14 protein-coding genes, 1 pseudogene and 1 riboswitch are annotated in these 12,233 nt (G+C 67.6%); of the genes and pseudogenes, 6 read left to right on the top strand and 9 right to left on the bottom strand.

Annotated elements, in window-relative coordinates; all coding sequences use genetic code 11:
- Nucleotides 1-151: 151 nt before the first annotated feature.
- Together AC3A6R_RS17805 and AC3A6R_RS17800 are read left to right on the top strand one after the other, a co-directional pair.
- The gene (locus tag AC3A6R_RS17805) at nt 152-1,492 is read left to right on the top strand and encodes a peptidoglycan DD-metalloendopeptidase family protein (protein WP_487865071.1); all 1,341 of its coding nucleotides are present in this window, start codon (nt 152-154) and stop codon (nt 1,490-1,492) included.
- A gap of 53 nt (nt 1,493-1,545) precedes the next feature.
- Nucleotides 1,546-2,682 carry an anhydro-N-acetylmuramic acid kinase gene (locus tag AC3A6R_RS17800; protein ID WP_487865070.1) on the top strand — a complete coding sequence of 379 codons (1,137 nt, stop codon included), beginning with the start codon at nt 1,546-1,548 and terminating at the stop codon, nt 2,680-2,682.
- Between the two features lie 87 nt (nt 2,683-2,769).
- Here AC3A6R_RS17800 and erpA read toward each other — a convergent pair whose 3' ends face one another.
- From erpA to rplM, 3 genes are all read right to left on the bottom strand, one after another.
- Nucleotides 2,770-3,135 (bottom strand): iron-sulfur cluster insertion protein ErpA, encoded by a 366-nt coding sequence (erpA, locus tag AC3A6R_RS17795; protein WP_487862401.1) that lies wholly within the window; start codon nt 3,133-3,135, stop codon nt 2,770-2,772.
- A gap of 184 nt (nt 3,136-3,319) precedes the next feature.
- Nucleotides 3,320-3,712: a 30S ribosomal protein S9 gene (rpsI, locus tag AC3A6R_RS17790; protein ID WP_021012545.1), complete on the bottom strand. Its 393-nt coding sequence runs from the start codon at nt 3,710-3,712 to the stop codon at nt 3,320-3,322.
- 12 nt (nt 3,713-3,724) lie between these two features.
- Entirely contained in the window at nt 3,725-4,156 is a 432-nt protein-coding gene (gene rplM, locus AC3A6R_RS17785) for a 50S ribosomal protein L13 (RefSeq protein WP_013543664.1), read from the bottom strand.
- Between the two features lie 216 nt (nt 4,157-4,372).
- Here rplM and AC3A6R_RS17780 point away from each other — a divergent pair, with 216 nt between their 5' ends.
- Entirely contained in the window at nt 4,373-5,314 is a 942-nt protein-coding gene (locus AC3A6R_RS17780) for a 23S rRNA (adenine(2030)-N(6))-methyltransferase RlmJ (protein ID WP_487862400.1), read from the top strand.
- An 18-nt stretch (nt 5,315-5,332) separates the two neighbouring features.
- Here the strand turns inward: AC3A6R_RS17780 and AC3A6R_RS17775 are convergent, their stop codons facing one another.
- The 4 genes from AC3A6R_RS17775 to ahcY are packed head-to-tail and all read right to left on the bottom strand — an operon-like array spanning nt 5,333 to nt 9,123.
- Nucleotides 5,333-6,028, bottom strand: a complete 696-nt coding sequence (locus tag AC3A6R_RS17775) for a septal ring lytic transglycosylase RlpA family protein (protein ID WP_487865069.1) — start codon at nt 6,026-6,028, stop codon at nt 5,333-5,335.
- Nucleotides 6,029-6,039: 11 nt separating this feature from the next.
- The gene (gene metF, locus AC3A6R_RS17770; protein WP_487865068.1) at nt 6,040-6,864 is read right to left on the bottom strand and encodes a methylenetetrahydrofolate reductase [NAD(P)H]; all 825 of its coding nucleotides are present in this window, start codon (nt 6,862-6,864) and stop codon (nt 6,040-6,042) included.
- A gap of 10 nt (nt 6,865-6,874) precedes the next feature.
- Nucleotides 6,875-7,684: a TlyA family RNA methyltransferase gene (locus AC3A6R_RS17765; RefSeq protein WP_487865067.1), complete on the bottom strand. Its 810-nt coding sequence runs from the start codon at nt 7,682-7,684 to the stop codon at nt 6,875-6,877.
- Complete coding sequence (gene ahcY / locus AC3A6R_RS17760; RefSeq protein ID WP_487862396.1) at nt 7,684-9,123, bottom strand: adenosylhomocysteinase; 1,440 nt, start codon at nt 9,121-9,123, stop codon at nt 7,684-7,686. Before ahcY ends, AC3A6R_RS17765 begins: the two co-directional genes overlap by 1 nt.
- A 68-nt stretch (nt 9,124-9,191) precedes the next feature.
- Nucleotides 9,192-9,260: riboswitch (S-adenosyl-L-homocysteine riboswitch) on the bottom strand.
- A 155-nt stretch (nt 9,261-9,415) separates the two neighbouring features.
- On the opposite strand from ahcY, the gene phaP reads away from it, so the two are divergent.
- Nucleotides 9,416-9,916, top strand: coding sequence for a TIGR01841 family phasin (phaP, locus tag AC3A6R_RS17755; protein ID WP_487862395.1), 501 nt, complete (start codon nt 9,416-9,418; stop codon nt 9,914-9,916).
- Between the two features lie 15 nt (nt 9,917-9,931).
- On the opposite strand, the gene AC3A6R_RS17750 is transcribed toward phaP, so the two are convergent.
- On the bottom strand, nt 9,932-10,255 hold the full coding sequence (locus AC3A6R_RS17750) for a FadR/GntR family transcriptional regulator (RefSeq protein WP_487862449.1): 324 nt from the start codon (nt 10,253-10,255) through the stop codon (nt 9,932-9,934).
- A complete protein-coding gene (locus tag AC3A6R_RS17745) occupies nt 10,162-10,560 on the bottom strand; it encodes a GntR family transcriptional regulator (RefSeq protein WP_487862394.1) in 399 nt (132 codons plus the stop codon). Before AC3A6R_RS17745 ends, AC3A6R_RS17750 begins: the two co-directional genes overlap by 94 nt.
- 2 nt (nt 10,561-10,562) lie before the next feature.
- On the opposite strand from AC3A6R_RS17745, the pseudogene AC3A6R_RS17740 reads away from it, so the two are divergent.
- Nucleotides 10,563-11,375: pseudogene (locus tag AC3A6R_RS17740) on the top strand (M20/M25/M40 family metallo-hydrolase); the annotation flags it as partial.
- A gap of 21 nt (nt 11,376-11,396) precedes the next feature.
- Nucleotides 11,397-12,131 (top strand): amino acid ABC transporter ATP-binding protein, encoded by a 735-nt coding sequence (locus AC3A6R_RS17735; protein WP_487865066.1) that lies wholly within the window; start codon nt 11,397-11,399, stop codon nt 12,129-12,131.
- The last annotated feature ends 102 nt before the right edge of the window (nt 12,132-12,233 follow it).

Here is a 12,233-nt window from a genome sequence, read left to right as displayed (position 1 = left end):
TTTCGCTGGTTTTCTGGCCGCCGAAGCTATACTCAGCCCGACTTACAAGCGCCGAATTCTAAGCGGCGCTGCTTTCCGCACCGTCCTGCCGCCCTGTCCGCCCTGGGCTTCTGCAGCACGGATTTGCAGAACCTGAGCTGGAATTCACAGTTTGATCAAAGGCATTCTTGCCGCCGAGGAGCTCCTGGCTTCTCGCGTGGCCTATACGTTCCGGACCTACCCCAAGCAGATCACCGCGGCCATTGCGGCGGCTTTGCTGAGCGCCGGAACCCTGGCGGTGGCCTCCCTCGGCCCCGACGCATCCGACCTTCCCGTGCAGCAAGTGCTCGAGGCGGTCTCGCCCCTGTCCTTCGCGGAACAGAGCGAGTCGCTCGAGAGCTTCAGCTTCACGCTGTTTCGCACCGACGTCACACGCTCGAGCGACACGGCCGAGGCGCTGCTGAAGCGGCTGGGCATTTCCGACCCGGCCGCCGCCGCGTTCGTTCGCAGCAGCGGCGATGCGCGCAAGGCCCTCTTCGCCCGCGCCGGACGCACCGTCACGGCCGAGGCCACGCAGGAAAACCAGCTCCAGAAGCTCAGCGCGCGCTGGATTCCCGATGGTGACGGCAGCTTCAAGCGCTTCGTCATCGAGCGCACGCCCTCCGGCTTCGTCGCGCTCACCGAAAACGACGAGCTGACCCCGGGCTCGCGCCTCGCGAGCGGCACGATCCGCACCTCGCTGTTCGCGGCCACCGACGATGCGCGCATTCCCGATAACGTGGCAAGCCAGCTGGCCGACATCTTCGCGGGCGACGTCGACGTGCGCGCGCTGCGCAAGGGCGACCGCTTTGCCGTGGTCTACGAGACCTTCGAAGCCGACGGTCAGGCGCTGCGCAGCGGCCGCGTGCTCTCGGCCGAGTTCGAGAACAACGGCAAGGTCCACCAGGCCGTCTGGTTCCAGCCCCCGGGTCAGAAGGGCAGCTACTACCGCCCGAACGGCGACAGCCTGCGCAAGGCCTACCTGAGCTCGCCGGTCGAGTTCACGCGGGTGTCGAGCGGCTTTGCGATGCGCATGCATCCGATCCTGAACAGCTGGCGCCAGCACAACGGCGTCGACTACGCCGCCCCGACCGGCACCGCGGTGCGCAGCGTCGGCGACGGCACGGTCGATTTCGCGGGCACGCAGAGCGGCTACGGCAACATCGTCATCATCAAGCACCGCAACAACCAGCAGACGGCCTACGCCCACCTGAGCCGGATCGAGGTCAAGACCGGCGAGAGCATCAGCCAGGGCCAGAAGATCGGCGCCGTGGGCTCCACCGGCTGGGCGACGGGCCCCCATCTGCATTTCGAGTTCCGCGTGAACGGCGAATACCAGAACCCCGCGTCGATCGCCCAGGAAGGCGGCGCGCCGATCACCGCCGCCATGCGTCCGGCATTCGAGCGCGTGGCCGTCGGTGCCCGCACCGAACTGGCCGCCGCGTTCTCGGTCGTCCAGGCCAGCGCCGACTGAACGCCGGCGCCAAGGCTGCGGCGCCTCGCACTGCCGAAGCCTCACCGCGAGACATGCCCGCCGAACTGTTCATCGGCCTGATGTCGGGCACGTCGCTCGACGGGGTCGACGGCGTCCTGGCGGACTTCTCGAACGCAGGCATGGCCGTGCAGGCCTACGCCACGGCTTCTTTTCCTGCCGACCTGCGCGCCGAACTGATGGCGCTCAACACCCCCGGTGACAACGAACTCCATCGCGCCGCGCTCGCCGGCAGCGGCCTGGCGCGCATTTACGCCGAAGTCGTCGACCGGCTGCTCGCGGACAGCGCAACGCCCGCCAGCGCCGTCGTTGCTGTCGGTGCCCACGGACAGACCGTGCGTCACCGGCCGACCGAGTTCGACGGCGTAGGCTACACGCTGCAGATCAACAACCCCTCGCTTCTGGCCGAGCTGACCGGCATCGACGTGGTCGCGGACTTTCGCAGCCGCGACCTCGCGGCCGGCGGGCAAGGCGCGCCCCTTGTGCCGGCGTTCCACCGCGCGCTGTTCGGTCGCGCCGACGAAGCGGTCGCGGTGCTCAACATCGGCGGCATCTCGAACCTGAGCCTGCTGCCGGCGAGCCGTGCGGCAGCGGCCGGCCCTGCGGTGCTCGGCTTCGATTGCGGCCCCGGCAATGCCCTGATGGACCACTGGTGCCAGCGCCATACAGGCGAGGCTTTCGATCGCGCCGGCCACTGGGCGGCGAGCGGACGGCTGCTGCCGGACTTGCTCGCACGCCTGCAAACGGACCCTTATTTCGCCAAGCCGCCGCCCAAGAGCACCGGTCGCGACCTGTTCAACCCCACCTGGCTCGCCGCGGCCCTCGGCGATGCCGCCGCGGACGCTGCCCCGGCCGACGTGCAGGCCACGCTCGCGGCGTTCACCGCGAGCGCCTGCGCCGCCGACCTGCTTCGCCACGCCAGTGGCACCAGATTGCTGATCGTCTGCGGCGGCGGCGCGTTGAACGATCATCTGCTGGCACGGCTGCGCGGCCTGCTGCCGGCGGTGACGATCGACACCTCCGCCGCGCACGGCCTGCCGCCGCTGCAGGTCGAAGCCGCGGCTTTCGCCTGGCTCGCGCGCTGCACGCTGCGGCGGGAGCCCGGCAACCTGGCGAGCGTGACCGGCGCGCGCGGCCCGCGCGTGCTCGGCGCGGTCTATCCGGCGGCCTGAGCCGCGCGGGCACTCAGCCCCGGCCTGACACAGGCCGCGCAGCAAAAAGCCGCCCGAAGGCGGCTTCGAAAGGCGGCGGAAGGCCGATCAGGCCGAGAAACTCGAGCCGCAGCCGCAGGTGCTGGTGGCGTTCGGATTCTTGATCACGAACTGGGCGCCCTGCAGGTCTTCCTTGTAGTCGATCTCGGCGCCGAGCAGGTACTGGTAGCTCATGGCGTCGATCAACAGCGACACGCCGTTCTTGGTCATGGTCGTGTCGTCTTCGTTGGTGATTTCATCGAAGGTGAAACCGTACTGGAAGCCCGAGCAGCCTCCACCCTGCACGAACACGCGCAGCTTGAGCTCGGGATTGCCCTCTTCGGCGATCAGGTCGGCCACCTTGGCGGCCGCGCTGTCGGTGAAGACGATCGGCTCGGGCATTTGGGTCTGGATGTTTTCGGCAACAGCGCTCATGGGGGTAACTCCTTGGGGGCCGTACATGCGGCCAATGAACCAATGCTACTGCAATGCCGCATTCCTGGGTGGACGGCGGCACCGAGCACCCATTGGAAGTGGGGTCGAACGCCGCCGGACCAAGGCGCGGTAGAAAAAGAAAAGCCGCCCGGAGGCGGCTCGTTCTTGTTCGCAGCGAACAGAATCAGCGCTTGCTGAACTGCTTGCGGCGGCGTGCAGAGTGCAGGCCGACCTTCTTACGCTCGACTTCACGTGCATCGCGCGTGACGTAGCCGGCCTGGCTCAGCACCGGCTTGAGGCTTGCGTCGTAGTCGATCAGCGCACGGGTGATGCCGTGGCGCGTGGCGCCGGCCTGGCCCGATTCGCCGCCGCCCGCCACGTTGACCATGACGTCGAACGCTTCGGTGTTGTTGGTCAGCACCAGGGGCTGCTTGGCAATCATGATCGAGGTTTCGCGGCCGAAGAACTCTTGGATGTCCTTGCCGTTGACCGTGATCTTGCCGGTGCCCTTCTTCAGAAACACACGGGCGACGCTCGATTTGCGACGGCCGGTGCCATTGTTCCATTCACCAATCATTCTCAAGGCTCCTTACAGTTCCAGCACTTTGGGCTGTTGGGCGGTATGCGGGTGCTCTGCACCACCGTACACCTTGAGTTTCTTGATCATCGCGTAGCCAAGCGGACCCTTGGGCAGCATGCCCTTGACGGCCTTTTCCAGGGCGCGGCCCGGGAATTTGGATTGCATGTCGCGGAAGTTGGTGGCACTGATGCCGCCCGGGTAGCCCGAGTGACGGTAGTACACCTTGTCGATGGACTTGGCGCCGGTGACGCGCAGTTGCGCGGCGTTGATGATGACGATGAAGTCACCGGTATCGACGTGAGGCGTGTAAATGGCCTTGTGTTTGCCGCGCAAACGGAGAGCAACTTCGCTGGCTACTCGTCCGAGGACCTTGTCGGTCGCGTCAATCACAAACCACTCGTGCGTCACGTCAGCGGGCTTGGCGCTGAACGTTTTGGTCATGAGTTTTCTCTTGAAAAGAGGGTTTGGCGAGCCCTTTTCCACGGTCGGCGTTCCTCTGATGGGAATCTCTTAGGTGGGTTGCACAATGCCCGCAGAGCGGAGAATGCGTCTTCGCCGCGGGACTGCTGAAACGCTGCGAAGCCTGCCATTATACGAAGAACCGGCCAATGCGGGCAAATACCTGCCCTGCGACCGCCTTGCCGTTACCATCGACCCATGTTCAGTTACCGCCACGCCTTCCATGCCGGCAACCACGCCGACGTGCTCAAGCACACGGTGCTGATTGCCACGCTCGAGCACCTGCTCGAGAAAGAGACCGCGCTCACCGTGGTCGACACCCATGCCGGCGCCGGCCTGTACCGGCTCGACGGCGACTACGCCGGCACCAGCGGCGAGGCGGCCGAAGGCATCCTGCGGCTGGTGCCGAACGACAAGCCGGCGGCCGCGCCTGCGGCGGAGGCCAAAAAGAAGCCGGCCGCCGCGGCCGAAGCCCCGCTCGCCGATGCGATCGCGCGCTACCTCGGCGTGATCCACGACTTCAACCCCAAGGGCGGCGCGCGCGTCTACCCCGGCTCGCCGTTCATCGTGCAGCACCTGCTGCGCGACCACGACCGGCTCAAGCTGTTCGAACTGCATCCGACCGATGCCCGCACGCTCGACGCCAACATCGCGCAGCTCGAGGCGGGCCGGCAGATCGCGGTGCTGCCCGAAGACGGCTTCGGCAGCGCCACCAAGTTCCTGCCGCCGCCGTCGCGCCGCGCGCTGGTGCTGATGGACCCGAGCTACGAGATGAAGACCGACTACGGTCGCGTGCTCGACTTCACGGCCGAGGCGCTCAAGCGCTTCGCGACGGGAACTTACGCGATCTGGTATCCGATCATTCCGCGCCCCGAGGCGCACGATCTGCCGCGCCGGCTCAAGACCCTGGCAACCAAGGCCGGCAAGCCGTGGCTGCACGCCACGCTCACGGTCAAGTCGAGCAAGCTGAGCGTCACGCCCACGGGCGAGACCCAACGCCCTGGGCTGCCTGCCAGCGGCATGTTCCTGATCAACCCGCCGTACACGCTGAAACCGCAGCTGGCCGCTGCCCTGCCGCAGCTCGCGGAACGGCTCGCGCAGGACCGAAACGCGGGGTTCTCGCTCGACGCGGGCGGCTGAGGCACCGCTCGCAGCCCCTTACGGGCGGCGGCGTTTCTGCGCGCTCACCTTGCGGCGCGCCGGCTTGGCCGGCGCTTCAGCATCGGTTCCTGGCGCCTGCGCCATCGTGGTCTCCCCCGGCTCCACCGACTCGCCGCCGCAGCGCATGCCGTCCTGGTCGATGATGGTCAGCGCCACCTGCTTGATGCCGAGGCTGATCAGGTCGATGCGCTCGGCGGCCGCGCGGCTCAGGTCGATGATGCGTCCCTGGGTGAAGGGCCCGCGGTCGGTGATGCGCACCAGCACCTCGCTGCCATTGACGAGGCTGCGCACGCAGACGCGGGTGTTGAACGGCAGCGTCTTGTGCGCCGCCGTCATGGCGCCCATGTCGAAGAGTTCGCCGCTGGCCGTCTTGCGCCGATGGAACTGAATGCCGTACCACGAGGCTCCGCCGCGCTCGAAGATCTTGCGCGGCGCGCTGTCGCCCGGCACGCCGTCGTCCTCGGGCCCGTCCATCTCGGACACCGCCAGGTCGTACCGAACCGACGGCACGTTCGAGCGCGGCGCGGCGCCCGCCGGGACCGACAGCTTGCGCTGGAGCGGCAGCAGGCGGACTTCGCTTTCACTCTTTTCGCCCGTCGTTGCCGCGCCTTCTGTCGCAGGCGGCATGGCGCAGCCGGCCAGCGCGCAGGTCACGGCGACGAGCGCGACGCGCAACGGGTTTCCCGATCGCACGCCCCACGCCATCAGTCGAGGCGCTCCAGCACGGCCAGCGTCGCCGCCGACTGGTTCATCGTGTAGAAGTGCAGCGCCGGCGCGCCGGCATCGCGCAGGCGCGCGCAGAGTTCGGTCACCACATCGAGGCCGAAGGCCTTGATCGATGCGGTGTCGTCGCCGAAGCCTTGCAGCCGCAAGCGGATCCAGCGCGGGATCTCGGCGCCGCAGGCATCGGAAAAACGCATGAGCTGCGTCGAGCTGGTGATCGGCATGATGCCGGGCACGATCGGCGTATCGAGACCGAACTTGCGCACGTCGTCGACGAAGCGGAAGTACGCCTCGGGGCTGAAGAAGTACTGCGTGATCGCCGAATCGGCGCCGGCCTTCACCTTGGCGGCGAAGGCTTGAAGGTCGGCTTCGGGCGAGCGCGCCTGCGGATGCACTTCGGGGTAGCAGGCCACCTCGATGTGGAAGTCGCGGTCGGTCTCCTCGCGGATGAAGGCCACGAGGTCGCTCGCGTACATGAACTCGCCGCCGACGCCGTAGCCGCTCGGCAGGTCGCCGCGCAGCGCCACGAGGCGCTTGACGCCCATGGCCTTGAGCTCGGCCAGCTGCTCGCGCACGGTGGCGCGCGTGGCGCCGATGCACGAGAAATGGCTGGCGGCGTCGACGCCTTCGGACAGGATCTCCTGCACCGCACCGAAGGTGCCCTGGTGCGTGGAGCCGCCGGCGCCGTAGGTCACCGAGCAGAACTCGGGCTTGCGCGCATAGAGCTGCTGGCGCACCGCGCGCAGCTTGACCGCGCCCTCGGGCGTCTTGGTCGGAAAGAATTCGAAACTCAGCGGAAGGCGCACAGGCGTCCCCTCAGGCGCCGTCCGCAGGGACGGCATGGATGAAAAACTCGCGGTTGCCGTCGCCACCGGCGATCGGGCTCTCGAACCACTGCACCACGCGCAGGCCGAGCGCCTCGCAGGCGTCGCGCAGGCGCTTCTCGACGATCTCGTACATCGCCGGATCGCGCACGATACCGCCCTTGCCGACCTGCCCGGGCTGCAGCTCGAACTGCGGCTTGACGAGCATCAGCAGGCGGCCGTCTGCGGCCAGGAACTGCACCACGGCCGGCAGCACCAGCGTGAGCGAGATGAAGGACAGGTCGCCGACGATCAGGTCGAAGCGCGGTTCGGCTGGCGCGTCGGTCTCTGCGGCGCCCTCTTCCTCATCCTCGCCCTCGTCCTGCAGGTCCTCCGCCGACAGCGCACGCGCATTGACACCCTCGATGGCGAGCACGCGCTCGTCCTCGCGCAGCTTCGCATGCAGCTGCCCGTGGCCGACATCGACGCCCACCACCCGGGCCGCGCCGCGCTGCAGCAGGCAGTCGGTAAAACCGCCGGTCGACTGGCCGACGTCGAGGCACAGCAGGCCGGCCGGGTCCACCCCGCTCACGGCCAGTGCGCCTTCGAGCTTGAGCCCGCCGCGCGAGACGTAGCGCGCCTCGGCCGCATCGTCGAGCGCGAGCTCGGCGGACTCCGGCACCTCGTCGCGGTTCTTCACGACGGTGCGCCATGCGTCGGCCGTGCCCGCATCGCGCCAGCGCATGCCGCCGGCAATGAGCCGCACGGCCTGCGAGCGCGAGGCGGCAAGGCCGCGTTCCACCAGCAGCTGGTCGGCGCGCATCAGTAGCGGTACGTGTCCGGCTTGTAGGGGCCGTTCTTGTCCACGCCGATGTAGGCGGCCTGCGCGTCGGTCAGCTCGGTGAGCATGGCGCCGACCTTCTTCAGGTGCAGGCGCGCGACCTTCTCGTCGAGGTGCTTGGGCAGCACGTAGACCTTGCCGGCCTGGTAGGCGTCGGGCTTGGTGAAGAGCTCGATCTGCGCGATGGTCTGGTTGGCGAACGACGACGACATCACGAAGCTCGGGTGGCCCGTGCCGCAGCCCAGGTTCACGAGCCGGCCCTTGGCCAAGAGGATGATCTTCTTGCCGTCGGGGAAGGTGATGTGGTCGACCTGCGGCTTGATCTCTTCCCACTCGTACTTCTCGATCGACGCGACATCGATTTCGTTGTCGAAGTGGCCGATGTTGCAGACGATGGCCTGGTCCTTCATCTTCACCATCGTGTCGTGCGTGATGACGTCCTTGTTGCCCGTGGTCGTCACGAATATGTCGGCCTTGTCGGCGGCATATTCCATGGTGACGACCTTGTAGCCTTCCATCGCGGCTTGCAGGGCGTTGATCGGGTCGATCTCGGTCACCCACACCTGGGCGCTCAGCGCGCGCAGTGCCTGGGCCGAGCCCTTGCCCACGTCGCCGTAGCCGGCCACGCAGGCGACCTTGCCGGCGATCATCACGTCGGTCGCGCGCTTGATGCCGTCGACCAGCGACTCGCGGCAGCCGTACAGGTTGTCGAACTTGCTCTTGGTGACCGAGTCGTTCACGTTGATGGCGCGGAACAGCAGCGTGCCCTTGGCGCTCATCTCGTTGAGGCGGTGCACGCCGGTGGTGGTTTCCTCGGTCACGCCGATGATCTCTGCCGACTTGCGCGTGTACCAGGTCGCATCGACCGCGAGCTTGGCCTTGATGGCCGCGTAGAGGATGCGCTCTTCCTCGCTGCCCGGGTTGGCGAGCACGCCGAGATCCTTCTCGGCGCGCTGGCCCAGGTGCATCAGCAGCGTGGCGTCGCCGCCGTCGTCGAGGATCATGTTCGGGCCTTCGCCCTTCGAGCCCTTGGGACCGAAGTCGAAGATCGCGTGGGTGTAGTCCCAGTAGTCCTTCAGCGACTCGCCCTTGATCGCGAACACCGGCGTGCCTGCGGCGGCGATCGCGGCGGCGGCATGGTCCTGCGTCGAGAAGATGTTGCACGAGGCCCAGCGCACCTCGGCACCGAGCGCCTGCAGCGTCTCGATCAGCACCGCGGTCTGGATCGTCATGTGCAGCGAGCCCGTGATGCGCGCACCCTTGAGCGGCTGCGCCTTCGAGAACTCCTCGCGGATGGCCATCAGGCCGGGCATTTCGGTTTCGGCGATCCTGATTTCCTTGCGGCCCCAGGCAGCGAGCGAGAGGTCGGCGATTGCCTGGTCGGCGGAGGAGACGGGGGTGGGCTTGAGAACAGCGCTCATGAGAACTCCAACAAAGCTGGTTTGAAAGATGCCACTGCGTTCGGGGAAAAAAGACTCACCGCGAGAACAGCGGATGAGCGTGGTTGCGATGTGGTCCGAGCCTCACGCCTGATGGCGCTGCAACGCTCCTCGGAATCGGGGATTGTAAGCGTGAGGCCTTCCGGGGCCAATCGGCGGGACTTCCCACATTGAGAAAAACGGGCAGCCGGCGTATCGTGGCGGCGGCACTTCGCCGCCCGGGCGGCCAAGCCTTTCTCTCTCTTCCTCACACGACGCAACAGGAGATGTCACCATGGCCACTGCCAGGAAAGCCGCCCCCCGCAAGACCACCGCGAGCAGCAACGCAAGCGCCACCGACACGAAGAAGACGCCCCCCGGCGCCGCGGAGATGTTCAACCCCCTCAAGGCCATGGCCGACCGCCTGCAGGACCTCGACCTCACGGGCGGTGCCGGCAAGGTGCTGGAAAGCAGCCGCAAGGACCTGCAGGCGCTGATGCAGGCCAACGAGAAGTCGTTCCAGGGCCTGCAGACGGTGGTGCAGCGGCAGACCGAGATGATCAAGCAGGCCATCGGCGAATGGCAGACCGCGGCCAAGGGCATGCCCGGCAAGGATGCGAAGGAGAATCTCGCCAAGCTCGACGAGCTCGGTCGGCAGTCGTTTCAGCGCGCGGTGGACGACATCCAGGAACTCGCCGGCCTCGCCGCCAAGTCGCAGGCCGACGCGTTCGAGGTTGTGCGCCAGCGCATCCAGGCCAACGTCGACGAAGTGACGCAGATGCTCAAGCGCAAGTAGGCGCTTGGGCGCCGCTCAGTCGATCAGCGCGCGCCGGACGTCTTCCTGGAGGCTGCGCAGGTGCTCGCGCATGGCCGTGCGGGCACTTTCAGCGTTGCGGGTGCGCAGCGCGCCCACGATCTCGCGGTGCTCGTCGTGGTTTTCGCTGTGGCGGTGCAGCGGGCTGTGAAGCCGGAACAGGCGCGCGTTGACCCGCAGCTCTTCCACCAGCCGCGGAAACACCACGTTGCCGCTGGCGTTGGCGATCAGCAGGTGGAAGCGGTCGTCGAAATGCCAGTGCTCCGTCTCGCTGTGCTCGCCCTCGCCCAGTGCGTGGATCTCGGCTTCGAGCGTTTCGATCTCGGCGTCGGTGATCTTGCCGACTGCAAGCGCGATGGCCTCGCATCGATCACCTCGCGTGCGCGCATGCAGTCGAAGTACTCCTTGGTGCCGAGCGCCCGCACCGCATACGAGCGCGCATCGCGCCGCACCAGCAGGCCTTCGCCCGCGAGCCGCACCAGCGCCTCGCGCATGGGCGTGCGCGAAATGCGCAGGTCTTCGGCCAGCCTGGCCTCCTGCAGTGGGCTGCCCGGAGAGATCTGGCGGTCGAGGATCAGCATGCGCAGCCGTTCGTAGGCCTGCTCCGCGAGGCTGGCGGAGCGCACCTCTGGCCGTCTCGGGCACCGCGCTGGCCGGCGCGGTCGAGTTGCACCTGACCTACGACGAGGAAACCGGCGGCATGACCGGCCCCGGCTGGATCCTGTCGAAAGGCCTGAGCCGGCCCGACTACGTGCTGTCGGCCGCCTTCTCGCACCACGTGGTGGTGGCGCACAACGGCTGCCTGCACCTCGAGGTGACGCTGCGCGGCACCTCGGCGCATGCCGCGCGGCCCGACACCGGCCATGACGCGATCGAAGCCGCGGCCACGCTGCTGCCCGCGCTCTACCGCTACCGCGACGGCCTCGCCGCACACCCCTCGCGCACGCCCGGCATCGGCCATCCCACGATGGTGGTCGGCCTGATCGAGGGCGGCATCAACACCAACGTGGTGGCCGACAAGCTGAGCCTGCGCATCGACCGCCGCATCGTTCCGGAGGAATCGCCCGAGGCCGTCGAGGCCGCGCTGCGTGAGGTGATCGAGGTCGCCTGCCGCGGCCTGCCCGGCATCTCGGTGGAGATCCGCCAGATCCTGCTGGCGCGGCCGTTCGCGCCCGCGCCTGGCGCCGACGCTTTTGCCGCGTTGGTGTGCCGCGAGGCCAGCGAGGTGATGGGCAAGCCGGTCACGCCGATCGGCGTGCCGCTCTACACCGACGCGCGCCTCTACAGCGAGGCCGGCATCCCGACCGTGATGTACGGCGCCGGCCCCGAGTCGCTGCTCGAGGCCAACGGCCACCGTGCCGACGAGCGCGTGCCGCTCGACGACCTGCGCCGCGCCACCTGCGTGGTCGCCAACGTTCTCCATCAACTGCTCGCGCGCTGAAGCACTGCGCAGGAACCCGCCATGATCGACATCAGCCACGTCAACAAGCACTACGGCGCCTTCCAGGTGCTGACCGACTGCACCACCCAGGTCCGCAAGGGCGAAGTGGTGGTGGTCTGCGGGCCTTCGGGCTCGGGCAAGTCCACGCTCATCAAATGCGTCAACGCGCTGGAGCCGTTCCAGAGCGGCAGCATCACCGTCGACGGCGTCTCGGTGGGCCACCCCAAGACCGACCTCAACAAGCTGCGCGCGCGCGTGGGCATGGTGTTCCAGCACTTCGAGCTCTTTCCGCACCTGTCGATCGAGGAGAACCTCTCGATCGCGCAGCAGAAGGTGCTGAAGCGCTCGGCCGGCGAGGCGCGCACCGCCACCATGGCGCTGCTCGAGCGCGTCGGCATGCGCGCCCATGCGCACAAATACCCCGGCCAGCTCTCCGGCGGCCAGCAGCAGCGCGTGGCCATTGCGCGCGCGCTTGCGATGAACCCGGTCGCGATGCTGTTCGACGAGCCCACCTCGGCGCTCGACCCGGAAATGGTCAACGAGGTGCTCGACGTCATGGTCGAGCTCGCGCGCGAGGGCATGACGATGATGTGCGTCACCCACGAGATGGGCTTCGCGCGCAAGGTCGCGCACCGCGTGATCTTCATGGACCAGGGCCACATCGTGGAGGACTGCCCGAAGGAGGAGTTCTTCGGCAACCCGGCGGCGCGGTCGGACCGGGCGCAGCAGTTCCTGTCGAAGATCCTGCAGCGTTGAAGCGGGCGCTGCGCCGATGGCCTAACAGGCTGTTGAATTTCGGCCTTGGACGCCGATGCTGGTACTGGCGACGTGGTTCGTGGGGATGTTTACCGGCTGTTT

The organism is Variovorax sp. Soil_C_19, assembly GCF_057657255.1.
The sequence above is the reverse complement of the archived record's forward strand: the minus strand, read 5'-3'. Positions and strand labels throughout refer to the sequence as shown.